The 23,767-nt window shown below is 64.0% G+C and carries 24 protein-coding genes; 9 read left to right on the top strand and 15 right to left on the bottom strand.

Annotated elements, in window-relative coordinates; genetic code table 11:
* Nucleotides 1-12 precede the first annotated feature (12 nt).
* Entirely contained in the window at nucleotides 13-849 is an 837-nt protein-coding gene (locus tag AC0L3J_RS12180; protein WP_473347134.1) for a DUF2076 domain-containing protein, read from the top strand.
* Between the two features lie 72 nt (nucleotides 850-921).
* Here the strand turns inward: AC0L3J_RS12180 and AC0L3J_RS12185 are convergent, their stop codons facing one another.
* On the bottom strand, nucleotides 922-1,722 hold the full coding sequence (locus AC0L3J_RS12185; protein ID WP_473287945.1) for a L,D-transpeptidase: 801 nt from the start codon (nucleotides 1,720-1,722) through the stop codon (nucleotides 922-924).
* A gap of 315 nt (nucleotides 1,723-2,037) precedes the next feature.
* On the opposite strand from AC0L3J_RS12185, the gene AC0L3J_RS12190 reads away from it, so the two are divergent.
* The gene (locus AC0L3J_RS12190) at nucleotides 2,038-2,817 is read left to right on the top strand and encodes a protein phosphatase CheZ (RefSeq protein ID WP_007596952.1); all 780 of its coding nucleotides are present in this window, start codon (nucleotides 2,038-2,040) and stop codon (nucleotides 2,815-2,817) included.
* Between the two features lie 170 nt (nucleotides 2,818-2,987).
* Here the strand turns inward: AC0L3J_RS12190 and AC0L3J_RS12195 are convergent, their stop codons facing one another.
* Nucleotides 2,988-3,509 (bottom strand): hypothetical protein, encoded by a 522-nt coding sequence (locus tag AC0L3J_RS12195; RefSeq protein ID WP_007596953.1) that lies wholly within the window; start codon nucleotides 3,507-3,509, stop codon nucleotides 2,988-2,990.
* 313 nt (nucleotides 3,510-3,822) lie between these two features.
* On the opposite strand from AC0L3J_RS12195, the gene AC0L3J_RS12200 reads away from it, so the two are divergent.
* Together AC0L3J_RS12200 and groL are read left to right on the top strand one after the other, a co-directional pair.
* Nucleotides 3,823-4,119: a co-chaperone GroES gene (locus AC0L3J_RS12200; protein ID WP_007596954.1), complete on the top strand. Its 297-nt coding sequence runs from the start codon at nucleotides 3,823-3,825 to the stop codon at nucleotides 4,117-4,119.
* Nucleotides 4,120-4,262: 143 nt separating this feature from the next.
* On the top strand, nucleotides 4,263-5,894 hold the full coding sequence (gene groL / locus AC0L3J_RS12205; protein ID WP_027520435.1) for a chaperonin GroEL: 1,632 nt from the start codon (nucleotides 4,263-4,265) through the stop codon (nucleotides 5,892-5,894).
* Here the strand turns inward: groL and AC0L3J_RS12210 are convergent.
* On the bottom strand, nucleotides 5,891-6,070 hold the full coding sequence (locus AC0L3J_RS12210; RefSeq protein ID WP_473287944.1) for a hypothetical protein: 180 nt from the start codon (nucleotides 6,068-6,070) through the stop codon (nucleotides 5,891-5,893). The two genes, groL and AC0L3J_RS12210, sit on opposite strands and share 4 nt — an antisense overlap.
* Nucleotides 6,071-6,095: 25 nt before the next feature.
* Between AC0L3J_RS12210 and AC0L3J_RS12215 the strand changes: the two genes are divergently transcribed.
* Complete coding sequence (locus AC0L3J_RS12215) at nucleotides 6,096-7,307, top strand: hypothetical protein (protein WP_473347135.1); 1,212 nt, start codon at nucleotides 6,096-6,098, stop codon at nucleotides 7,305-7,307.
* A gap of 195 nt (nucleotides 7,308-7,502) precedes the next feature.
* On the opposite strand, the gene AC0L3J_RS12220 is transcribed toward AC0L3J_RS12215, so the two are convergent.
* Both AC0L3J_RS12220 and AC0L3J_RS12225 read right to left on the bottom strand, forming a co-directional pair.
* Entirely contained in the window at nucleotides 7,503-7,901 is a 399-nt protein-coding gene (locus tag AC0L3J_RS12220) for an META domain-containing protein (RefSeq protein ID WP_007614988.1), read from the bottom strand.
* Between the two features lie 138 nt (nucleotides 7,902-8,039).
* A complete protein-coding gene (locus AC0L3J_RS12225) occupies nucleotides 8,040-9,704 on the bottom strand; it encodes an L-lactate permease (RefSeq protein WP_063993974.1) in 1,665 nt (554 codons plus the stop codon).
* A 311-nt stretch (nucleotides 9,705-10,015) separates the two neighbouring features.
* Between AC0L3J_RS12225 and AC0L3J_RS12230 the strand changes: the two genes are divergently transcribed.
* Nucleotides 10,016-11,779, top strand: coding sequence for an ABC transporter ATP-binding protein/permease (locus AC0L3J_RS12230; RefSeq protein ID WP_473347136.1), 1,764 nt, complete (start codon nucleotides 10,016-10,018; stop codon nucleotides 11,777-11,779).
* A 239-nt stretch (nucleotides 11,780-12,018) separates the two neighbouring features.
* Here the strand turns inward: AC0L3J_RS12230 and AC0L3J_RS12235 are convergent, their stop codons facing one another.
* From AC0L3J_RS12235 to AC0L3J_RS12255, 5 genes are all read right to left on the bottom strand, one after another.
* Nucleotides 12,019-13,023: a TorF family putative porin gene (locus AC0L3J_RS12235; protein WP_473347137.1), complete on the bottom strand. Its 1,005-nt coding sequence runs from the start codon at nucleotides 13,021-13,023 to the stop codon at nucleotides 12,019-12,021.
* A 427-nt stretch (nucleotides 13,024-13,450) separates the two neighbouring features.
* Complete coding sequence (locus AC0L3J_RS12240) at nucleotides 13,451-13,822, bottom strand: histone (RefSeq protein ID WP_473347138.1); 372 nt, start codon at nucleotides 13,820-13,822, stop codon at nucleotides 13,451-13,453.
* A gap of 100 nt (nucleotides 13,823-13,922) precedes the next feature.
* The gene (gene glcF / locus AC0L3J_RS12245) at nucleotides 13,923-15,245 is read right to left on the bottom strand and encodes a glycolate oxidase subunit GlcF (RefSeq protein WP_473347139.1); all 1,323 of its coding nucleotides are present in this window, start codon (nucleotides 15,243-15,245) and stop codon (nucleotides 13,923-13,925) included.
* The gene (locus tag AC0L3J_RS12250) at nucleotides 15,246-16,481 is read right to left on the bottom strand and encodes an FAD-binding protein (protein WP_473347140.1); all 1,236 of its coding nucleotides are present in this window, start codon (nucleotides 16,479-16,481) and stop codon (nucleotides 15,246-15,248) included.
* 63 nt (nucleotides 16,482-16,544) lie between these two features.
* The gene (locus AC0L3J_RS12255; RefSeq protein WP_007596965.1) at nucleotides 16,545-18,038 is read right to left on the bottom strand and encodes an FAD-linked oxidase C-terminal domain-containing protein; all 1,494 of its coding nucleotides are present in this window, start codon (nucleotides 18,036-18,038) and stop codon (nucleotides 16,545-16,547) included.
* A gap of 273 nt (nucleotides 18,039-18,311) precedes the next feature.
* On the opposite strand from AC0L3J_RS12255, the gene cycA reads away from it, so the two are divergent.
* The gene (gene cycA, locus AC0L3J_RS12260) at nucleotides 18,312-18,707 is read left to right on the top strand and encodes a cytochrome c-550 CycA (protein ID WP_456767691.1); all 396 of its coding nucleotides are present in this window, start codon (nucleotides 18,312-18,314) and stop codon (nucleotides 18,705-18,707) included.
* Between the two features lie 18 nt (nucleotides 18,708-18,725).
* On the opposite strand, the gene AC0L3J_RS12265 is transcribed toward cycA, so the two are convergent.
* Entirely contained in the window at nucleotides 18,726-19,682 is a 957-nt protein-coding gene (locus AC0L3J_RS12265; RefSeq protein WP_473347141.1) for an alpha/beta fold hydrolase, read from the bottom strand.
* 326 nt (nucleotides 19,683-20,008) lie between these two features.
* On the opposite strand from AC0L3J_RS12265, the gene AC0L3J_RS12270 reads away from it, so the two are divergent.
* Nucleotides 20,009-20,191 (top strand): hypothetical protein, encoded by a 183-nt coding sequence (locus tag AC0L3J_RS12270; RefSeq protein WP_007596968.1) that lies wholly within the window; start codon nucleotides 20,009-20,011, stop codon nucleotides 20,189-20,191.
* A gap of 12 nt (nucleotides 20,192-20,203) precedes the next feature.
* On the opposite strand, the gene AC0L3J_RS12275 is transcribed toward AC0L3J_RS12270, so the two are convergent.
* The 3 genes from AC0L3J_RS12275 to ykgO all read right to left on the bottom strand — a co-directional run bounded on the left by AC0L3J_RS12275 (nucleotide 20,204) and on the right by ykgO (nucleotide 21,463).
* Nucleotides 20,204-20,464: a hypothetical protein gene (locus AC0L3J_RS12275; RefSeq protein ID WP_007596971.1), complete on the bottom strand. Its 261-nt coding sequence runs from the start codon at nucleotides 20,462-20,464 to the stop codon at nucleotides 20,204-20,206.
* Nucleotides 20,465-20,588: 124 nt separating this feature from the next.
* Complete coding sequence (locus tag AC0L3J_RS12280) at nucleotides 20,589-21,230, bottom strand: tetratricopeptide repeat protein (protein ID WP_473347142.1); 642 nt, start codon at nucleotides 21,228-21,230, stop codon at nucleotides 20,589-20,591.
* A 107-nt stretch (nucleotides 21,231-21,337) separates the two neighbouring features.
* A complete protein-coding gene (ykgO, locus tag AC0L3J_RS12285) occupies nucleotides 21,338-21,463 on the bottom strand; it encodes a type B 50S ribosomal protein L36 (RefSeq protein ID WP_006611362.1) in 126 nt (41 codons plus the stop codon).
* A gap of 321 nt (nucleotides 21,464-21,784) precedes the next feature.
* Between ykgO and AC0L3J_RS12290 the strand changes: the two genes are divergently transcribed.
* Nucleotides 21,785-22,669: an amidohydrolase family protein gene (locus AC0L3J_RS12290; protein WP_027565452.1), complete on the top strand. Its 885-nt coding sequence runs from the start codon at nucleotides 21,785-21,787 to the stop codon at nucleotides 22,667-22,669.
* 70 nt (nucleotides 22,670-22,739) lie between these two features.
* Here the strand turns inward: AC0L3J_RS12290 and AC0L3J_RS12295 are convergent, their stop codons facing one another.
* Nucleotides 22,740-23,639, bottom strand: a complete 900-nt coding sequence (locus AC0L3J_RS12295) for a translation factor GTPase family protein (protein ID WP_473347143.1) — start codon at nucleotides 23,637-23,639, stop codon at nucleotides 22,740-22,742.
* Nucleotides 23,640-23,767: the final 128 nt, after the last annotated feature.

The raw sequence follows: 23,767 nt of genomic DNA on the forward strand, positions 1-23,767 counted from the left end.
GGGAGACTGACCATGACGCCGCAGGAACGCCAACTCGTCGACGAGCTTTTCGACCGGCTTTCGAAACTGGAAAATGCACCGCGCGATCCCGACGCGATCGCCGCGATCTCCGACGGCCTGCGCAAGGCGCCCGGCGCGATCTATGCGCTGGTGCAGACCACGCTGTTGCAGGACGAGGCGCTGAAGCGCGCCCACAACCGCATCCAGGAGCTGGAGGCGGGGCAGGCGCCCGAGCAGGCGCAATCCGGCGGTTTCCTGGACACCATGCGCGACACGCTGTTCGGCGGGGGTCCGTCGCGCGGCTCGGTTCCGAACGTGCCGCCGCGTGACTCGCGGCCGGTGTGGAACAGCGGCCAGGCGATGCAGCAGACCCAGCCCGGTTATGGCCAGCCGCCCTACGGGCAGGCTTACGGTCAAGGTCCAGGTCAGGGCCCCGGCCAGGGCTATGGCGCGCCGCCGGTCGGCGGTGGCGGCGGCTCGTTCCTCGGCACGGCGGCGGCAGCCGCGGCCGGCGTCGTCGGCGGCTCGCTGCTGCTCTCCAGCATCCGCGGCATGATGGGCGGATCGCATCAGCAGGCTTTCGGCGACACCAATGCCCTGGGCGACCGCAGCGCCGGTGGAAGTCCCTGGAGCGGCAGCGATCAGTCCGGCGGCTCGCTCGCGCGCGATGCCGGCCTCGACGACATCGGCTCGAACCGCAGTGATGCCTCCCGGCAGGGCTTCGCCGACCACGCTTCGAACGACGACCAAAATTACAACGATCAGAACGACAATGACGGCGGCAATGTCGACCTCGCCGACGACAGCGATTTCGGCGGCGGCGATGATGGCGGCAGCGATTACGCCTGACGCTTTTTATCCTTGCTCCAAACGAGAACGGCCGCCGATGAGGCGGCCGTTTTGGTTCCGAGCGCTATGCGCCTACATCACGACGACCTTGGTGCCGACATTGACGCGACCGTAGAGATCGATGACATCTTCGTTGCGCATGCGGATGCAGCCCGAGGAGACGTTGGTGCCGATGGTCCAGGGCTCGTTGGAACCGTGGATACGGTAAAGCGTCGAGCCGAGATACATCGCGCGCGCGCCGAGCGGATTTTCCGGGCCGCCTTCCATGTGCCGGGGCAGGTCGGGACGGCGCGCGATCATTTCCGCCGGCGGAGTCCAGGCCGGCCATTCGCGCTTCGCCGTGATCGACTTCACGCCGGACCAGGTGAAGCCGGGGCGCCCGACGCCGATACCGTAGCGCATCGCCCGGCCGTTGCCTTCGACGAGATAGAGGAACTTGTTCGGCGTATCGACCACGATCGTGCCGGCACTTTCATTGCCGCTATAGTCAACGAGTTGTTTCTCGAATCTCGGGTCGAACTGACGCTGCCGCGGATCGACTGCCTCCTGCTGGAGACCTGCGCCCTGCATCTGCGGCTCGCCCATCGGCGGCAGGCGGCGCTGGTCATAATAACCTGGCTGCTGCTGATACATCGGCTGCTGCGGAGCGTAGGCCGGACCGCGACCGGGCCCGTCGCCGAACATGAACTCGATGAAGCCGCCGCCCATGTTCGAATTGGAGGCGACACGCACCGGCGCAGGCGGCACTTGCGGCTGATAGAGCACCGCGGGCGGATCGTTCGGCACGCTATTGTCGAAGGCGCTGGCGCTGTTGACGCCGGCAATGAAGGTGCAAGCGCTGCCAAGCAGCGCAACAGACATTTTCTTGAACATCGACGTACTCTGTACTGTTTCGTCTAGATCACATGCGTCGTGGCGAGGTGGTGGCTGATCCGCACCCGCGACGTGGTCAATAAAGAGCAAAAGCCGTTTTGTTTGGTAAACGGAAACGCCATTTCGATTCACCACGTCGTCGGCAGCGGTGCAATTTGGCGATCAGCGTTTATTTTCGATGAACGCCGCGCACGCATGGTTAATCGCCCGTTTGCAAGCCGTCGCGCACAACCGAGACGACAGTTCCGGCTGTGAACTTCGTGTTAAATCGCTTCTGCCTACAAAGACGCGTGAGTGAGGTGGGGGGAGTTCTTGATGGCTATTCACCGCAAACGTTTTCGTGTCGAGGAGGCTATTGTCGGCGAGATGCCAAGCCCCGAAATGATTGAGGAGGCTGCGCCGATGCATAGCGAGATCATGGCCGAGTTGCGTGCGATCCGTGCACAGATGGCGAAGGGCACCGTGCCCTTGTCCGGCAGCGCCGCCATGGCGGCGATCGACGCCTCCACCGCCCACGAGCTCTCCGAAGCCCGCACCATGCTCGATACTTACCGGGCGCAGATCGAGCAGTGCGAGAAGCTGAAGGTCGAGCTCGACCTTATCCACGACGCCATCGACCGCACCAAGCGCGAGATCGCGACACTGCACGGCAAGAGCTTCGACGGCGGCGAAATGGCCAAGGTCAATGGCGAGCTCGGCGCGGTGGTCGGCGGCACCGAACAGGCGACCCAGCAGATCCTCGAAGCCGCCGAGTCGATCGACCAGGCGGCCAGCGCGATGGCCAAGGTGCAATCGGCCGATCAGCAGAAGCGGCTCGCCGACGATATCCAGGAACGCGTCATCTCGATTTTCGAAGCCTGCAACTTCCAGGACCTGACCGGCCAGCGCATCAGCAAGGTCATGAGCACGATGAAGTTCATCGAGCAGCACATCAATTCCATGATGGAGATCTGGGGCGGCGTCGACGCGATCAAGTCCCACGTCGTGCCGCAGGTCGACACCCGCAGCGATGACGACAAGCTTCTCAACGGCCCGAAGCTCGCCGGCGACGTCGGCCACGCCTCGCAAGACGACATCGACGCGCTGTTCGACTGAGCGGACGCGACACTACGGAAAAACAAAACGCCGGCGCAAGCCGGCGTTTTTTTTGTTTTGGACGTCATTGCGAGCGAAGCGAAGCAATCCAGACTGTGTCCGCGGAGGCAGCCTGGATTGCTTCGTCGCTTCGCTCCTCGCAACGACGAGTGGCTAGGCCGGCGCCGCGATCACGCCCTCGGCGCGCAGCGGACGTAGACCATGTTGCCGTAGCGGGTGGCGGCGTCCTTGTCGATGAAGCGGGTGATGAGGACGCGGCCGTCGAAGGAGACGATCTCGCGGTCCTGCTCGCCGGGCGTCGGACCCGCCGGCCCGATATAGTTCTTGCCGCTGGGCGAACCCTTCAGCCGCAGCTCCTGCGGTGTTGCCTGGTCCGCCAGATGCATGATCACGCCGCCGGAGGAGCCGGCGGTGATCACGTAAGGATTTTTGCATTGGGCCCGGGCGGCAGCCTCGGTGCGGGCGCGGTCGGCCGGGTTCTGGAACGAGGCGAGACCCCAGCGCCCGACGATCTCGTCGGCGCGGATCGAGGCGGGCATTTCCGGACCGGTGCCGGGTTCGGCCTCGGGAGGCGGTGAGGACGAAGAAAAGGACGGCAGGCTCATGCCGCCGCCGCAGGCGCCAAGCAGCAGCGCCAGGCAAGAAGCCGCCGCCAGATTGGCGACCGTGCGCGCGTGAGCTGAACTGATCATGGCATTCCCCCGGACAAAACCATGGCCGCACCCCTTCCGCAGCCAAGCGCAAAACCGCTGCCGGAGCAATGACGTCCTTTAATACGCCGGCGCCCCGAACAAGTTTCCAATGTCACCATCCTATATCCGTCTCACCAATCGCTTAACCACCTTTGCTTGACAGGATCGCGGCCAAGCCATATTCCCGGACGCACCATTAGCACTCTGAAAGATGGATTGCTAACGCGCGCCGATCGATCCTCGGGAAGGGTGGACGGAAGCGCCGCCCGCCCACTTTCACTCCTTCCGAAACGAGCCTCCAAAGGGAAACGTCATGACTAAATCCAAATTTCGTCCGCTGCATGACCGTGTCGTGGTCAAACGTATCGACGCCGAGTCAAAGACCAAGGGCGGCATCATCATTCCGGACACGGCCAAGGAAAAGCCGTCCCAGGGCGAAGTCGTCGCCGTCGGCCCCGGTGGCCGCGACGAGGCCGGCAAGCTGATCCCGATCGACCTCAAGGTCGGCGACCGTGTGCTGTTTGGCAAGTGGTCGGGCACCGAGGTCAAGATCGACAACGATGAGCTCCTGATCATGAAGGAGTCGGACATCATGGGCGTGATGGCCTAAGGCCAAACGCCTGAACGGCCGCTGAATGCATGCCCGGGTCACTCGATCCGGGCATGCATCATTCCGCCGGGTTCGATCGCGGACCCCGGAATGAGGCGGCCCAATAAGCAAGACACATCACGAAACAAGAGGAATTGCAGACCATGGCTGCCAAAGACGTCAAGTTTTCCGGAGACGCGCGCGATCGCATGCTGCGCGGCGTCGATATTCTCGCCAACGCCGTCAAGGTGACGCTCGGCCCGAAGGGCCGCAACGTGCTCATCGAGAAGTCGTTCGGCGCGCCCCGCATCACCAAGGACGGCGTCACCGTCGCCAAGGAGATCGAGCTCGAGGACAAGTTCGAGAACATGGGCGCCCAGATGGTGCGTGAGGTCGCCTCCAAGACCAACGACCTCGCCGGCGACGGCACCACCACCGCGACCGTGCTGGCGCAGTCTATCGTACGCGAAGGCGCCAAGTCGGTTGCCGCCGGCATGAACCCGATGGACCTCAAGCGCGGCATCGACATCGCGGTCGCGGCCGTCGTCAAGGACATCGAGAAGCGCGCCAAGCCGGTCGCCGCCTCCTCCGAGGTCGCCCAGGTCGGCACCATCTCGGCCAACGGCGACGCCGCCATCGGCAAGATGATCGCGCAGGCGATGCAGAAGGTCGGCAACGAGGGCGTCATCACCGTCGAGGAGAACAAGTCGCTCGACACCGAGGTGGACATCGTCGAGGGCATGAAGTTCGACCGCGGCTATCTGTCACCCTACTTCGTCACCAACCCCGAGAAGATGACCGCCGAGCTCGAGGACGCCTACATCCTCCTGCACGAGAAGAAGCTGTCCGGCCTGCAGGCCATGCTGCCGGTGCTGGAAGCCGTGGTGCAGTCGGGCAAGCCGCTCGTCATCATCGCCGAGGACGTCGAGGGCGAGGCGCTGGCCACCCTGGTCGTCAACCGCCTCCGTGGCGGCCTGAAGGTCGCCGCCGTCAAGGCGCCGGGCTTCGGCGACCGCCGCAAGGCCATGCTCGAGGACCTCGCGATCCTCACCGGCGGCCAGCTGATCTCCGAAGATCTCGGCATGAAGCTCGAGAACGTCACGGTGAAGATGCTTGGGCGCGCGGGCAAGGTGGTGATCGACAAGGAGAACACCACGATCGTCAAGGGCGCCGGCAAGAAGCCGGAGATCGAGGCCCGCGTCGGCCAGATCAAGGCCCAGATCGAGGAGACCACCTCGGATTACGACCGTGAGAAGCTCCAGGAGCGCCTCGCCAAGCTCGCAGGCGGCGTCGCGGTGATCCGCGTCGGCGGCGCCACCGAGATCGAGGTCAAGGAGAAGAAGGACCGCGTCGAAGACGCGCTCAACGCCACCCGCGCCGCGGTGCAGGAGGGTATCGTTCCCGGCGGCGGCGTCGCGCTGCTCCGCGCCAAGAAGGCGGTCGGCCGTCTCACCAACGCCAATGCCGACGTCCAGGCCGGCATCAACATCGTGCTGAAGGCGCTGGAAGCCCCGATCCGCCAGATCTCCGAGAACGCGGGCGTGGAAGGCTCGATCGTCGTCGGCAAGATCCTGGAGAACAAGTCCGAGACCTTCGGCTTCGACGCCCAGACCGAGGAGTATGTCGACATGGTCGAGAAGGGCATCATCGACCCTGCCAAGGTGGTGCGCACCGCGCTCCAGGACGCCGCCTCGATCGCCGGCCTGCTGGTGACCACCGAGGCCATGGTTGCCGAGTCGCCGAAGAAGGACGCCGCGCCCGGCATGCCGGCCGGTGGCGGCATGGGCGGCTTCTAAGGCCGATCCTCAGCCCACAGTGTTGCGAAGGCCGCCTCCGGGCGGCCTTCTTTTTTGGCAATCATGCCCCGTGCTTTCCAATTCAACCGGCGGCCAAAACCCACTACGGTGACGCCCGATTCGAATTGTTTGGGCATGATCTCAACGGAAGACCGCTTCACATTTTTCCGGATCATGCCCCATTGCCTGGGGATTTCGTCGATGCGCGCGCTTCTGGTTTGCCCGACGGTTTTGTTGGCGGCTCTGCTTGCAGTTTCGCCTGAGGTCGCATCCGCCCAGATGAAGCTGGCGCCGAAGGCCACGGCGCCGGGCGGCGTCGAGACGCGCTATTTCACCTCGATCGACGGGCTGATGGACGGCAATGCCGACGTGATCCTGAAGGAGACACGCCAGGGCAAGACCGTCACCGCAGCCGTGCTCGACGTCTGCTATCCCGTCGCGAAGAATTCCGACCGCAAGGACCGCTTCGTCGTCAATCTCCAGGTCGCGGGCCAGAACCTGACGGGTACGACGCTGAGCTTGGGTGCGAAGGCGCCGGTCACCGTCAAGCTGCTGCGCAAACAGGCGGGAGACACGTTCGAATTCCGCGGCCAGATCAGCATTGGCCAAGCCGTGACCGAGGTCACCTCGCCCGACAATTCCGATCTCAGCGAGAAGGAATTCCTCGACAACCAGACCTCCGACGACGGAATCACGCCGCAGCCGAAGGATTTCACCGACGTCTCGCCGGAAGCGATCGCGGTCAAGGTCAAGCTGGATGCCGCGACCGAGTTCCTGAAGAGCCTGAAGGGCCAGGACGTCGAGGTGACGCTGGCGAGCCTCACCGTCGGCTGCGACGCGCTGCGCGCGGGCGAGCAGACCATCAACATGTCGGTCGATCCGGAGCGCGCCGGCGCGCTGCTGGCAAAATTCAAGGCGACGCCCGGCGTCACCGCCGCGGGCTGGACCGCGGGCATGACCGAGATGGACCGCACCATCCGCATTGCCGCCGCCGACTGGCGCGAGGGCGACAAGATCAACCGCGACAAGCTCGCGGCCGCGGTGGCTGGCGTGCTGAGCAGGACGCTCGCGGCAAAGCCGGTCTCGCAAAGCTTCAACCCGGCGACCGGCAAGCTCAAGCTGGTGTTCAAGCGCCCGAACCAGGATTTTCCCGCGCTCGAGCTCACCGACACGATCGAGGTCGCGGGCCTTGTCTCGCCCGACAAGCCCGGCACGACCGACAAGCTCATGCTCTGGGTCGGGAGTCCCGCGACCACGACCACCGACGAGAGCAGCGGCGCCAAGCTCAATCTCTCGGACGAAGCCACCGCCGACGAGGAAGGCGATCAGCCCGATGACAACGGTTCGGTCGAGGCGCTCGCCAAGGAGCTGAAGGGCCAGCGCTGGGACGCCGACAAGTCGGTGTGGAAGTGATGTAGCCCGCACATCAACTCTCGGTCATCGCCCGGCTTGACCGGGCGATCCAGTACTCCGAGACGGTTTTGATGACTCGAGAAGCCGCGGCGTACTGGATTCCCCGCCTGCCGCCTACGCTAAAGCTTCGGCGCCCCTGGACCTCAACCGCGGCGAAGCCTTGCGTAGCCGGGTCGCGGGGAATGACAGCGTTGGCTAATTGCCGTTGACGCGGAAGCGCAGCGGCTTGGGGCCGACGAGCGTCAGCACGTCGCCCTGGCGCTTCCAGGTCTCGACGCTGCCCAAGGCTGCAACGAGATCGTCGTCGGCCTGGGCCCGCGCCGGCGGGCAGGAGCGGTCCTGGATCTGGCCGGGAACGAAGATCACGGTGTTGCCGGCGACCGAGAACTGGCCCTTGCCGCCCTTGCACCAGAGCTCCAGCACGACCTCACCATTATCGCCGATCTCGATGTTCGGAATCCGTTTCGAGCCCGGTTGCGGCAGTGCCTCCAGCGTCATCTCGGTGCCGAACGGAAAACCGTCCTCCGCACGCGCGAGCGTGGACATCGCGAGCATTGCAACCGCCGCACACACCGTCTGCCTGAACGAAACCATGAGACCTCTCGACCGACCTGATTTGCGGCACCTTCTATAAGACGGCGGCGCCGTTGAGAAGGTTCGCCCATGCGCCACGCAAAAATCCCCGCGAGGAGCAACCAAGCGGGGATTTGGCTTGAAGCCGCGCGTGGCCTGCTACTTCAGCACCATCGCCGTGAACGGATAGACATAGGCCTGCAGCGTCACGAGCACACCGACGAGACAGGCCAGCACGATCGAGTGCCAGAACACGAAGCGCAGGATGGTGCCCTCATGGCCGTACCAGTTGGTCGCGGTGGACGCGACCACGATCGATTGCGCATCGATCATCTTGCCCATCACGCCGCCGGACGAGTTCGCCGCGCCCATCAGGATCGGCGACAGGCCGAGTTGCTCGGAGGTGATCTTCTGCAGGTTACCGAACAGCACGTTGGAGGCGGTGTCCGATCCCGTCAGCGCTACGCCCAACCAGCCGAGCAGCGTGCCGAAGAAGGGATAGAGCACGCCGGTTGCAGCGAAGGCGAGGCCGAGCGTCGCGTCGACGCCGGAGAGCCGCGTCAGCGTGCCGATCGCGAGCATCGCCGAGATCGTGATCAGCGAGATTGCGCACAGCCGGATGGTGCGGCCGTACTGGATCAAGAGCTTGCCGGGCCCGACGCCCATCAGGAAGCCGGAGATGATCGCGGCAATCAGCATGCCGGTCCCGGTGAACGAGAGATAGGTGAAGCCGAACACCGCGCTCTCTTTCGTCGGCCCTGGCGCGACCGGCGGCATCTTGTTGATCATCTGATGCAGCTCGGGAACGGGATAGCTCCAGGTGAAGATCGAGTTTGCCCAGGTCTTGAATCCACCATTGCCCCAGATCAGCATCACGATACAGACGATGATCCACGGCAGCAGCGCGCTGAACAGCTCGCTCTGCGTCAGCGGCGTCTTGTCCATCGGTTTTGCCGCGGCCATGGTGGCGGCCGATTCATCGCGGCCGCGCAGCGCCGGCGACAGCCAGAGCTGCCTGGGCTGCCAGACCTTCAGGAACAGGATCAGCGCCCCCATCGAGATCAGCGACGCCCCGATGTCGACGATCCAGGGATTGACGTAGTTCGAGATCACGAATTGCGGGACCGCGAACGACACGCCGGTGACCAGGATCGCCGGCCAGACGTCCTTCATGCCTTTCCAGCCCGCGAACGCCCACACCACCCAGAACGGCACGATCAGCGAGAAGAACGGCAATTGCCGGCCGACCATCGCGCCGAGGATGTAGGGGTCGAGGCCGGTGACCGAGGCAAGGCCCTGGATCGGCGTGCCCAGCGCGCCATAGGCGACCGGCGCGGTGTTGGCGATCAGCGACAGGCCGCTTGCTGCAAGCGGCGAGAAGCCGAGGCCGATCAGGACGGCGCCCGTGATCGCGACCGGCGTGCCGAAGCCCGAAGCGCCTTCGAAGAAGGCGCCGAACGAGAACGCGATCAGCAGCAATTGCAGCCGCCGATCCTCGGTGACGCCGCCGACCGCGCGCTTGAGCAATTCGAAGCGTCCGGTGGTGACCGTTACCTGGTAGAGGAAGATGACGTTGAGAACGATCCAGCCGATCGGGAAGAAGCCGGTGACGATGCCCAGCACCGAGGCGCGGATCGACATGTTCGCCGGCATGGTGAAGACGAAGATCGTGATCAAATTGGCCACGATCACGGCGATGACCGCCGCGATATGAGCCTGGACGCGGCCGCTCGCGATCAGGACCAGCAATGTGACGACAGGGACTGCCGCCGCGATCGTCGACAGCACGGGGCTGTGCAACGGGTCATAAACTTGATTCCACATGATCTTCCTCCCCCACGCATGTGTGCTGCAGGCGGCCCGCGTGGACAGCCGATCCTGCTTGACGCTGAAGCGATAACCCCCGAGCTGGACGCGAATTCCTCGCGAATGCAGCGGTTCCCGTCCGCTCACAAGCTCGCGAAATCCCGGAGGCCCCCACCCCGCGCCGATGAGCCCATGCTAGGGTTGCAAGCTGCGACAAGCCAACGCAAATTGCAGGACTTGCGACTTTAGTCTAAGCGCGCCGATTTCCGCCATCGTCTCAGGTCTTTGGCCCGGGCAGTTGTGCACATCCCCTCAGGAGACAGAGCTCTGTGAAGAACATCAGCGCCACGCTCGCGATTGTCTGGCGAATCGCCGCCCCGTATTTCCGGTCGGAGGACAAATGGGCTGGCCGCGGCCTGCTCGCCGCCGTCATCGCGATGGAGCTGGCGCTGGTCGCGATCGACGTCCTGGTCAATCAATGGCAGAACCGGTTCTACAGCTCACTGCAGGCAAGCGACTGGGATAGTTTCGTCAGGGAGATCTGGATCTTCATCGGCCTCGCCTCCGCCTTCATCGCGCTGGCGGTCTACAAGCTATACCTGAACCAGTGGCTTCAGATCCGCTGGCGGCAATGGCTGACCCGGCACTATCTGGGCGAATGGCTGCAAGGCGCTACCCACTACCGCATGCAGCTCAAGGGCGATGCGGCCGACAACCCGGACCAACGCATCACCGAGGACGTCAAGAACTTCGTCGAGCAGACCCTGACCATCGGGCTCGGCCTGCTCTCGTCGATCGTGACGCTGTTCTCCTTCGTGATCATCCTCTGGGGGCTTTCCAACGCCGCGCCGTTGCACCTGTTCGGCACCGATCTCATGATCCCCGGCTATCTGTGCTGGGGCGCGCTGGTCTACGCGATCTTCGGCACGGCGCTGACGCACTGGATCGGCGCCCCGCTGGTCAATCTCAATTTCGAGCAGCAGCGCTATGAAGCCGACTTCCGCTTCAATCTCGTCCGTGTCCGCGAAAATTCCGAGCAGATCGCGCTGCTCAAGGGCGAAGGCGCCGAGCGCGGCCGGCTGCTGGAGCGCTTCGGCTTCGTGATCGGCAATTGGTACGCCATCATGAGCCGCACCAAGCGCCTCACCGCGTTCACCGCGAGCTATCAGCAGGCCGCCGTGATCTTTCCCTACGTGCTGGTGGCGCCGGCCTTCTTCGCCAAGAAGATCCAGCTTGGCGACATGATGCAGACCGCCTCCGCCTTCTCGAGCGTACAGGGCGCGTTGTCGTTCTTCGTCACGGCGTACCGATCGCTGGCGGAATGGCGCTCGATCGTCGCCCGCCTCGACGGCTTCGAGATGTCGGTCGATGCGGCCGCGCACCTGCCGCCGCACGAGCCTGCGATTGCCCTCAAGGCCGCCGGCGGCAATCGCAATATCGCCCTCGAACAGCTCTGCGTGAACCTGCCGAGCGGCACGCCGCTGGTCGCCGCCGACGCCTTCTCCGTCCAGACGCCCGAGCGGGTGCTGGTGACCGGACCGTCGGGCTCCGGCAAGTCGACGCTGTTCCGGGCCATCGCCGGCATCTGGCCGTTCGGCACCGGCAGCATCTTCGTGCCGGAAAAAGCGAAGCTGATGATGCTGCCCCAGCGCCCCTATTTCCCGGTCGGCGTGCTGCGCGATGCGGTGGTCTACCCGGCCGCGCCGGGCGCGTTCGAAACCTCACGCGTCAGGGACGCGCTGATCGCGGTCGGGCTGCCCGACCTCGCCGAGCGGCTTGAGGAGGACGGTCATTGGAACCGGATGCTGTCGCTGGGCGAGCAGCAGCGCCTCGGGCTCGCCCGCGCGCTGCTGCATGCGCCGGACTATCTGTTCCTGGACGAGGCCACGGCCTCGCTGGACGAGCCGTCCGAGGCCCGCCTGTACCGGTTGCTGGCGGAGAAGCTGCCACAGGCCACCGTCGTCTCGATCGGCCACCGCTCGACGCTGGAAGCCTTCCATACCCGCAAGGTGACGATGGTGAAGCACGGCGCGATCCACGTCCTCGGTGACGGTGGTGTGCCGGTCGAGAAGGAGCCGAGCGCGGCACGCTGAGGCGGCTCGACCATTCCCTGAGGCTTGGGCCTTCGTTGCGGCCATCCTTTGAGACGCCCGCCTTTGGCGGGCCCTCAGGATGAGGTCTGTCCGCGCGCTGAAATCCGTGCCCCCTCATGGTGAGGAGCCGCCGGAGGCGTCTCGAACGATGCAGCCCCCCGGCCTGCGCCCCACGCGCCCAAAGCAAAAGGGCGGCAGGTTGCCCTGCCGCCCTCAATCAAGTCGCTTCGGGAAGAAGCTTACTTCAGGTTGCTCATCGCCGTCAGGTCGAACGACAGCTTGGCAATGCCGGCCGCGCCGCACCAGTTGGAGCCAGCGCCGCCGGGATTGATCGCGGTGACGTTGGTGGTGCCGGTGGCGTTGAAGGCGCTGGTGAAGGCGTTGCAATCACCCTTGTTCAGGTCGGTGTCGGAGTAACGCAGGTCCAGCGTGAACACCTTGTAGGTGAAGCCGATGCCGATGTTCCAGGTGTTGTAGTCCTTGTAGGGGATGCCGTTGGCGAAAACGGTGCCGACGCCGGTGCCGTAGAAGGCGTCCGAAGTACCGAACCACTGCCGGCCGAACTCACCCGACACGTACATGCCCATGCCGGAGGGACCGAAGGCCGTGCTGGGCGCCGTGTACTTGGCGGTCAACGAAGCGTAGTTGCCCCAGGCACCCGAGTTCAGGAAGTTCGGCGAGTAGTACTCGGTCGCGCCGACCGTGAAGCTGTCGTTGATGGTGTAGTTCACCTTGCCGTAGACTTCGACGAAGCTGACGTCCTTCTTCATGACGTTGCCGTCGGCGAGGAAGATCGTGGTGGTGCTGACGCCGCAGACGTTGCCGCCGGGAATGCCGCCGGTGAGCACGTTGTCGGCGCAGCTGCCGCCCGGATACAGGTAGCCCCAGACACCGATGTCGAAGGCGAAGGCGCCGAAGGTTGGGCGGATACCGCCGTAGATATCGACTTCAGCAGCGGCGCGATTGGCGAAGGAGATGCTCTCCGCGGAGACGCCGACGTAGAGCTGGAGGTCCTTGTTGACGTTGTAGCGCGGCTCGAAATAGGCCGCGACCGACGGCTTGTGGTTCGACTGCGTGACGCCGCGGAAGATGTAGTCGCTCATGATGGCGCCGCCGAAGGCGATATCCCAGGGATCGAATGCAACCACCGGCGGGGCCTTCAGTGCCTTCACATGCATGTCTGCCGCGAAAGCCGAGCCCGTCACCATTGCCAGCGCCGTTGCCAACAAAGCCACTTTTTTCATTTCGATCCCCATCACCAGTTCTAAGACCCCAGCCGGATCCCGGAAGCCCCCGGAACGCACGACCTGATTGCAAAATTTCGTAACCGCGACAATCTGGATGGAGTGGCGTAAACCGAGAAGCAAAAAACGCGGGCATCTGCCGACTTTTTGGGCGTTCGAACGATTCCACGAAAGGTTGTCAGCCTGTGTGTCTTCTCGACCACATTATTTGCACTCCAAAGTGCACCGGACGGTCCGGGTTAGTACGGGTCCGGCGGTACCGTGCTGCCCGCGCCACGAATCAGGCCGCTTCCCGACGAGACCATCCCTCGCGGCCGTCGCCCCGACGCAAAAAGGCCGCAGCATCGCCGCTGCGGCCTTCCTGTCGTCGATCATGGTCGTCGGATTGGATCCAGCCTTTGGCCTAATCTTGGGCCTAACCTTGGACCTAACCTTGTCCTTCGGCTGGGGTCGTGTCCGCAGAAGACGAAGGCATCGCCCAGCTTGTCTCGGCGGCGGGCTCGGGAGCCGGAGCTGCCGGCGTTGACGGCTTCGGCGCGGGAGCTGCCTTCGCCTTCTTCGGCGCCGCTTTCTTCACAGCCTTCTTGGCGGCCTTCTTAGGGGCAGCCTTCTTAGCGGCTTTCTTGGCCGACTTCTTGGCGGCCTTCTTCGGCGCGGCCTTCTTGGCAGATTTCTTTGTGGCTTTCTTGGCAGACTTCTTCGCGGACTTCTTGGCTGCCTTCTTTGAGGTCTTCTTCGCCGCTACCGCTTGCTTGGCCTTTTTGGCCTTCTTGCTTTTTTTCTTCTTCGCTTTCGCCATCGTGGTCCTCCTGTTGCCGCCGAACAATGGTCGATCCGAGCGTCTTCAGCCGTCACCTCTGGACGAAAGCTCAGCCCTCGAAAGCTCAGTCTTCGAAAGCTCAGTCTTGCGCGTTCAATGCCGGCCGCGACCCGCCCGTAGCCCAATCGAGAAGCTCAATCGTGTGTACGACCGGAACTGACGTGCCACTGGCAATCTGCACCATGCAGCCGATATTGCCTGCGGCAATCATGTCCGGCTTGACGCTCGCGATGTTGGCGACCTTGCGATCGCGCAACCGGCCCGCAAGCTCGGGCTGGAGAATGTTGTAAGTCCCCGCCGAACCGCAACACAAATGGCTCTCCGGCACATCTTTCACCACGAATCCATTATTGGAAAGCAATTCTTTCGGAAGGCCCGTGATTTTCTGCCCGTGCTGCAACGAACACGCAGAGTGATAGGCGACGACGATGTTGTCCTGTCGCGTGGTGGCCACGAGTCCAAGGCCGGCGACGTATTCAGTGATGTCCTTGGCGAGCGCGGAGACCTTCGCCGCATCGGCGGCAAACGCAGCGTCCTCGCGCAGAAGATAGCCGTAGTCCTTGATCACGGTGCCGCAGCCGGACGCGGTCACCAGGATGGCGTCGAGCCCCTCGCCGGCCGCTTCCGCGCGCCACGCCGCGACATTGGCGCGAGCCCGCCCTAATGCGTCCTGGTCGTTGCCGAGGTGATGGGTCAGCGCGCCGCAGCACTGCTCGTCCCTGACGAGGACGACCTCGATGCCGTGGCGCGTGAGGAGACTGATGGCGGCCTGGTTGATGCGCGGCGCCAGCACCTGCTGGGCGCAGCCCTGGAGCAGCGCGACCCGGCCGCGCTTCTTGCCGAGTGCCGCGAACACACTGCCGGCGGCGGGCCCCGGTGGCGGCAGCCGGTCCGGCGCCAGCGCCAGCATCGCCTTGAGGCGCAGGATCAGGCCTGGTGTCGCCGACGGCCGGGGCGTCGGCAGCAACGCGGCCAGCGGGCGGGCCAGCCGCGCCAGCCACATGCTGGCGCGGAAACGCTGCGGGTCCGGCAGGACGAAGGCCAGCACCCGGCGCAGCAGCCGCTCGGCCAGCGGCCGCTCGTAACGCTGCTCGATCCTGACCCGGGCCTGATCGACCAGATGCATGTAATTCACCCCCGAGGGGCAGGTCGTCATGCAGGCCAGGCACGACAGGCAGCGGTCGACATGTTTGACCACTTCGGCCGTCGGCGTCTGGTCCTTCTCCAGCATCTCCTTGATCAGATAGATGCGGCCGCGCGGGCTATCGAGCTCGTCGCCAAGCAGCACATAGGTCGGACAGGTTGCGGTGCAGAAGCCGCAATGGACGCAGGCGCGCAGGATCTTGTCGGCTTCCGCGATGTCGGGATCGGCGAGCTGCGCGAGTGAGAATTCGGTCTTCATTCAGCAAGCGTCCCGCGTCAGCCGGCCCCGGTTGAGGATGGTCTTCGGATCGAAACTGGCGCGGACCCGCTCGCTCAACGCGGCAAGGCCAGCGGCTTGCGGGTGGAATACATCGATCGTGCGCCTGATGTCCTCGGCCGCCCGGATCAGCGTGGCGTGCCCGCCGGCCGCATTCGCACGTTCGCGCACGGCCGAGGCATGCGCGTCCGGCTTCGGTGGCAACGCCGCCCAGATCAGTCCACCACCCCAATCGTAGATCAATTCGCCGTCGGTCTCGCGCGCCAGTAGCGTCCCGAGCGCCGCGCCCGACGCCGGCGGACAGACGATCCGCCAGACCGGCCAGGCCCCCAGCGCGCCGTCAGCCGCGAACGGCAGGACGTCGCGGATCGTGGTCCATAGCGCCGCTGACACCGTGTCCTCGACCAGCGTTGCGGTTCCGAACGGCGCCAGCAATTCGCGCAGCGAGCCGGCACGGTGGGCGGCCGAGGCGGTAATGCCTTCGAGCCGCAGCACGGTCAGCGCCTCGCTTTGGCCCGCGATATCGCCGAGACCTTCGGTCTTGGTCCGGAACGCCGATGTCGGCAGATGCGCGGCACCGGAGACGTCGAAGGGCGAGCCGAGCGCCGCGGTCATCGCCCTGTTGGCGGCGGCATCGTCGAGGCCGCGCAGCAACAGCGTCCGCTCGGCCTCCGGCTTCGGCATCACCTTCAGCGTGACTTCCGTCATGACCGACAGCGTGCCCCAGGAACCCGCGAGAAGCTTGCAGAGGTCGTAGCCGGTGACGTTCTTCACCACCTTGCCGCCGGTCTTGAAGCTATCGCCGAAACCCGAGACGGCATGCGCCCCGAGCAGATGGTCGCGCGCCCCGCCCGCCTTGATCCGGCGCGGACCGGCCAGGCCAGCCGCGATCATGCCGCCGATGGTGCCTGATACCGGCGTGCCGAGCAGTGGCGCGGTGTTCATCGGCTCGAAGGCGAATTGCTGGTTTTTGGCATCGATCAGCGACAGCACGTCGGCCAGCGGCGCCCCGGCCTGGAGCGTGACAATGAGTTCGTTGGGCTCGTAGGCGGTGATGGCATTCAGCGCGGAGACGTCGAGCACGGCGTTGGTCGCCATCGCATGACCGATACTACGCTTGGAGCCATGGCCGATGATCTCGAGCGGTTGCTCATTGGCAATCGCCGCGCGCACCACCTCTTCGACGTCTTTGGCGTCTCTGACCTTGAGCGTATCCACGCCTGTAGCGGGTAACGAAGTTTGCAGCGAAAATCAAATTTGGCGCGCTGCAGCGAGGCGACGCTAGAAACGCGGGATGTCGGGAAACGCCAGCTTGCCGGCGTGGACGTGCATGCGGCCGAGCTCGGCGCAGCGGTGCAGGGTCGGAAACACCTTTCCGGGATTGAGCAGGCCTTGCGCATCGAAGGCGCATTTCAGGCGCTGCTGCTGGTTGAGGTCGATCTCACTGAACATCTCCGGCATCAGATCGCGCTTCTCGATGCCGACGCCGTGCTCGCCGGTGAGCACGCCGCCGAACTCGACGCAGGCGCGCAAGATGTCGGCGCCGAAGGCTTCGGCGCGCTCGATCTCGCCGGGCTTGTTGGCGTCATAGAGGATCAGCGGATGCAGATTGCCGTCGCCGGCATGGAACACGTTGGCGCAACCAAGCTGGTATTTTTCCGATAGCTCGCGGATGCGCGCCAGCGCCTTCGGCAGCGCACCGCGTGGGATGGTGCCGTCCATGCAGAGATAGTCCGGCGAGATGCGGCCGACCGCGGGGAACGCGGCTTTCCGGCCGGCCCAGAACAGATTGCGCTCGGCCTCCGAGGTCGAGATCTGGCAGGTGGTCGAGCCGCAAGCGTTCGCAATCGTCTCGACCCGCGTGATCAGCTCGTCCACCTCGATCTTGGGACCGTCGAGCTCGATGATGAGGAGGGCCTCGACGTCGAGCGGATAGCCGGCATGGACGAAGGCTTCCGCGGCGTGGATTGCCGGCTTGTCCATCATCTCCATGCCGCCGGGAATGATGCCGGCGCCGATGATGCGCGCCACGCATTCGCCGGCCGCCTCGACTTGCGCGAATCCGACCATCAGCGCGCGCGCCGTCTCCGGCTTTTGCAGGATCCGCACCGTGATCTCGGTGATGACGCCAAGCAAGCCTTCCGAGCCGGTGATGACGCCCATCAGGTCGTAGCCGGAGTTCTCCGCCGATTTGCCGCCAATGCGCAGGATCTCGCCGCTCATCAGCACGATCTCGCAGCCGAGCACGTTGTTGGTGGTCATGCCGTATTTCAGGCAGTGCACACCGCCGGAATTCTCCGCGACATTGCCGCCGATCGAGCAGGCGATCTGCGAGGACGGATCCGGCGCGTAGTAGAACCCGGCATGGGCGACGGCTTGGCTGATGGCGAGGTTTGTGACGCCGGGCTCGGTGACGACGGCGCGGTTGTCGAAATCGATCTCGCGGATGCGCTTGAACTTGCCGAGGCCCAGGAGCACGCCGTCTTCCAGCGGCAGCGCGCCGCCGGACAGCGAGGTGCCGGAGCCGCGCGGCACCACCTTGATGCCCTGCCCTGCACAATATTTCAGGACGAGCGAAACCTGCTCGGTCGTGTCGGGCAGCACCACGACCATCGGCGGCTGCCGATAGGCCGTCAATCCGTCGGATTCATAGGCCCGCATCTCGGCAGGCGTATCGATCACGCCTTCGCCCGGTACGATTGCGCGCAATGCAGCCACGATTTCGGCGCGGCGCGCGAGCACGGCCTGGTCACTCGCGGGCATCATGATGGCCATAACATTTCCTTCATGGCATGTCGTTCCGGCCGAGGCCGCACGATCGATTTGTCGCGGTAAATCAACCACGTCCGCGGTGGTTTGGGTAGGCCATCCGAAAGTCGGATCGACGATCTTGCGCGAGTTCGCTCTGGGACAAGTAGGAAATCGTGAAACCTGCCATGGTTTGGCGGCTTGTCCAATCCGAGCAGGCCTGCCAAAACCGGCGGGTCCGACCATTGCCGATCAGGCATGCAACTAACCAGCCCCCAGGGAAGAGACGAAGAGCACCCGATGACAAAACTGATTTTTGGCGCATTGACCATCCTCACCGCGATTGCCACCGCACCCGCCGCGATGGCGCAGGATGCCGCGGCCGGCAAGTCGTCGTTCAACAAATGCCTGGCCTGTCACGCGATCGGCGAAGGCGCCAAGAACAAGGTCGGCCCCGAGCTCAACGGCCTCGACGGCCGCAAGTCCGGCACCGCGCCGGACTACAATTATTCCGACGCCAACAAGAATTCCGGCATCACCTGGAACGAGGCCGTGTTCAAGGAATACATCAAGGACCCCAAGGCCAAGATCCCCGGCACCAAGATGGCGTTCGCCGGCATCAAGAACGAGACCGAGATCAACAATCTCTGGGCCTATGTGTCGCAGTTCGACAAGGACGGGAAGATCAAGCAGTAAGCGTGCGAACGGCGGCCGCTAATCGGCGGCCGCCTGCGCCGGGACGATTTTCCCGATCATCGCCTCGATCTCGGTCTTCACCAGATCGGGCACCGCGTTCTGCACCATGTGGCCGAGATCGGGCAGCACGATCAGCTTGGCATTCTGCACGGTGGCGGCGAACGGGCGCGCGTGAATGGCGGTCTTCACTGTCTTGTCGGGCTCGCCGGCGATGATCGTGACCGGCGCCGATATCTCGCCGTAGCGCGGAGCTTGCGCGGCCACCGCCTGCTTCAGCGTCACCAGATCATAGGCATTGGCGATGAACTCGCGCGGGCGCAGCAGCAGCGGCGTCGCGGAGTCCTGCACGAAACCATCCGGCATCATTTGCGGCAGGAAGACGTTGCGCGCGCCGGGCTCGCTCAGGAAGTAGCCCAGCGGCAGGGTTATGGTGTAGGCGAGCAGCGGGCCGATCACGGGCGTTGCGATGATCTCGTTGTAGCGGCCGACGCCGCCGCGCCAGGGATGGGTGACCGGCGCGAGCATCACAAGGCCCGCGACGCGGCCGGGATGATCGAGCGCCAACCGTGCGCCGAGCGCGCCGCTCCAGGAATGCACCACGAACACCGCGCGATCGATCCCGAGCTTGCCGAGCGCCTCATCGATCATCCGCGCCTGGACCTCCGGCGTCGAATCCTGCCGCCGCGCCCGCGTGCTCCAGCCGTGGCCGGGACGGTCGATCAGGATGACGCGATGGTTCCTGGCGAGGAGATCGCCGAGCGGCCGCCGCATCGCCTCGAGGTTGGAGCTCGCGCCGTGCAGCATCACGACCGGCAAGTCCGAATCGCGCGGGCCGATATCGACAAGGTGAAGCACGGCACCATCGACCTCGATCATCCGGCCTTGCAGTGGAAAGGCGCGTTGCACAGCGAGGACGCCGGCCTGCGTGACCAGCGCCAGCACAAGCAGCGCGGTCACGACTGACATCACGATCATGGATGGAATCCGGGCGATCCAGGGCACAGGGCAGTTACGTGGCTTGCGGGCGGCAGTTTCGCCCGGGGAGCCCCCGCGCTCCACTTGAAATACCGGGGCTGTGGATATGTGCATAATTCAAGCGGAAAAAACGCAACGAAATCAATACCGCTCCCCGCAGCACGCAGGCTTCGAAACAGCTTCATGCCGTCGTCATCGCGGCTTCCTTATAATCGCCACGGTCGGTTCCGCCATTTAGACGCGGGTGGGCGCCGATCGTGCTCGCAACCCTCGGGGATGCGGGAAAGACCGGCAGGATTTATCCTGATTTGAACCGGAGAATTTCGATGAGCCTGAGATCCAAGGACACTGCGATCGACGAGATCGTGGCAAGCTGCCACGGCGACCTGCGCGGTGCCGTGCGCGCGCTGCTGCTGATCAACGAGCACCTCGAGACGGAGCTTGCAAAGGCTTACGCCGCCGCAGTCGATCGCGGCCTCGCCGAGCGCGAAGGCAGCGTTTTGCACTAGGTTGCTGTCGACCTAGTTCGTGCTGTCCTCGTCCTTTTCCTCGTCAGGCGTGGGTGCGGGACAGGCGCGGATGGTCGAACGGGCAAGCTTGGCGTCGGCCTTCGATTTGTAGGGACCGTCCCCGAACCAGACGTCGCCGATGATCACGGGATTGCTGGTCACGATGTTGCATTTTCCGGTGGCGCGGTTGCCGACCACCCAGAACAGTCCGTCGGCGAGGCTCGCCGTGCCCGACGCCAACAGCAATGTACCTGCAAAGATCAAACGCTTCATGGCTGTGCTCCCGCCATCAAGGTAGGCCTGCGGCGGTGCCACCCATACCCCTTGTGACGCGGCGCGTGTCGTCGTGGTTAATCGGCTTGCGCCGCATTCGCTCGAGCAATGATCGACTTGTCCGCTAAATATCGCGGCCTTCGACCTTCTCGGTCAGCGCCTTGACTTGGTCGGGGATCTTCTCGAGGTGCGGGTTGACGGCGAGCGCTTTGCGGTAGGCCTCGAGTGCGCGTTTTTCGTCACCGACCTCCTGCATGATCATGCCGAGGCCTGCGAGCGCGCCGAAATGGCGGGGCTCGCGGATCAACACCTCGCGAATGTCGGCGAGCGAACGGCCATAATCGTTCTGCATGTAGTAGAGCGTCGCGCGACGATTCCAGGCCTCGATGTAGTCGGGCCTCAGCTTGACGACGGAATCCAGCAGCTTGATCGCGACCTCGATCTTCTTTGCGTCGACCGCGGTCTTGGCCCGCGCCATCAAAAGCGCCGCGGTGTCGCTCGGGGTCTGGATCCAGATCGCCCAGATCCGCGCCTCGACATGCTTGGCGCTGGCTTCGTCGGGCGCAGCTTTCAGCGCGCCGAACAGGAAATCGAGATTCTTGGTGCGATCGACCTTGGGCAGCTTGGCCGGCGCTTCCGGAAGTTTCTTCTGCTTGCCGGGCGGGGTCGGTGGATCAATCTGCTGTGCCAGCGCCGGAGCGATGCCGGCGGCTCCCAGCACAAGAGCCAGACACAGGGTGCGCGCGACGAAGAATCTCACTGCCATGGTCGAAGTCTAAACGCGCAAAGCCGCCCTTGCAAAGCAGGGACGGCGTCAAACTCGTGTGAGACCGTGGTCTTGCGGGGCGCGCGCGGGCGTCCGGCAGGGCGAAATCAGCCCTGACGCGCCTTGAAGCGGCGCTGCACCTTGTTGATCACATAGACCCGGCCCTTGCGGCGGACCAGGCGGTTGGCGCGATGGCGACCGCGCAGCGATTTCAGCGAGTTACGGACCTTCATGGCAGAATCCTGAACGTTCGAAAGGCCGTGTTCGGCACTACCGTTTCGGCACGCGCGAATGAGGCAAAATGAGATTTTCCCGCTGGCGGACGGACCGCCCGGGACGGGGCGGTTCTTAAGGCATGGGAGGACCGGATGTCAATGTTAACTGCCCCGATCCCACCCAGCAAATTCTGGAAAACAACCCCATGCAAAGTAGAAGGGGCCGGATCGGCCCAATCTGGCGCGGACGACGCCTGTCCTGCAACGCCTTGTCCCACAATGCCTTGCCAAATTCGTTATATCATATAATCAATTCGACAACCCGTCGGGAGGAAACCCATGCCGAAGCTGAAGCTGCCCAACATCGACGACGTCGTCGCCATCGACATCCACACCCACGCCGAGGAGCCCTGCGGCACCCATCCCGACGACGGCTATGACGACTTCCAGGCGCAGATGGCGGACTATTTCAAGTCGCCGCACAAGCATCCGCCGACCGTGCCGGAGACCGCCGCCTACTATCGATCCAAGAACATCGCCGCGGTGATCTTCCCGGTCGACGCCGAGCGCGAGACCGGCTTCCGCCGCTACAAGAATGAGGAGATGCTGGAGATCGCCTCCGACCATCTCGACGTCCTCATTCCCTTCGTCTCGATCGACCCGCACAAGGGCAAGCTCGGGGTGCGCGAGGCGCGCAAGCTGATCGAGGAATACGGGGTGCGCGGCTTCAAATTCCACCCGACCATGCAGGGCTTCTACGCCAACGACCGCATGGCCTATCCGCTCTATGAAGAGATCAACAATGGTGGCGCGATCGCGCTGTTCCACACCGGCCAGACCGGCGTTGGCTCCGGCATGCCCGGTGGCATGGGGATGCGGCTGAAATATTCCAACCCGATGTACATGGACGACGTCGCGGCTGATTTCCCCGACCTCAAGATCATCCTCGCCCATCCCTCCTTCCCCTGGCAGGAAGAAGCGCTGTCGGTCGCGACCCACAAGCCCAATGTCTACATCGACCTCTCGGGCTGGTCGCCGAAATATTTCCCGCCGATCCTGGTGCGCTACATCAACTCGATCCTGCAGGACAAGATGCTGTTCGGCTCGGACTGGCCGGTGATCACGCCGGACCGCTGGCTGTCGGATTTCGCCAAGATCGAGATCCGCGACGAGATCCGGCCGAAGGTGCTGAAGGCCAACGCAAGAAAGCTGTTGGGGATTTAGGCGCGATCCCATGAACTGACGGAGCCGCTTGCTCGCTTGCAGCGGCTCCGCAGCGGTAAAGGGCTGGGCCTTAAGCGCGCATGCCTATCGCCGGCCGAAACGGCGGATCGCTCTCGGGTGATTCAATCGCAGCGTAATGATCGAAGCGCATCGCGGAACTCGCCCGCCCGCGGCTCATCAAGCCTAGACTTGCCGAATAGCCGAACATGGTCATGAGCGGAACGATTGCGTCGATCGCGACAACCTCGTTCTCGATGTCCCTGAAGCGAATGTGCGCACGCCGTAATTTCAAATCGTCGGCGATAGATGCTGCGAATGCTCCCGGCGTCACCACCTCGACCTTCATGATTGGTTGGAGCAAGACCGCCTTCGCCATTTTCAGGGCTTCGCGGAAGGCCGCCCGCGTCGCGACCTCGAAGGCAAGCACTGATGAGTCGACATCGTGATATTTGGCGTCAATCAGTTCGACGCCGACATCGACCACCGGAAAGCCCGCAACGACGCCGCAAGCAAGGACGTCTCTCAGACCTTTCTCGACGCCAGACAGATACTCTCTCGGCAGCACATCCTCGTCGACCTTTGACTCGAAGTGAAAGCCCTTTCCGGCATCGATAGGCGCGACGCCGAGCTTCACGGCGGCGAACTCGCCTTTGGGGCCGTAGATCTTCCTATGGGTGTATTCCCCCTCAGCGCGCGTGGTTGGGCGCTCGATCAATGCGACCTGCCACGCGCCGACATTGACGACGATCCCATGGGCACGGCGAAGAATATCGATTTTGCCTTCGAGATGCCCTTGGCTCACCCCTTTCAGCACAGCCTGCCCCGACTCGGGATCGAGCGACACAATGAACAAGTGATCCTCGGCGGCAAGCTTGGCGAGCGCCGTCACAAGTTTATCATGCTCCGCCCGAGACGCCGCCTCGATGGCGAGCTCGACCAGCAACGGTTGCCTGACGACATTATCTTGCATTGGTCGATCTCAAGCCTGCGTTCTCGGATCGCTTTCTACTCTATCATCGGTTGATTCACTATTCCCGCAGAACAAGATGCTGTTCGGCTCAGACTGGCCGGTGATCACGCCGAGCCTCGCTGCAACCT

This window comes from Bradyrhizobium sp. Kon37, assembly GCF_055807535.1.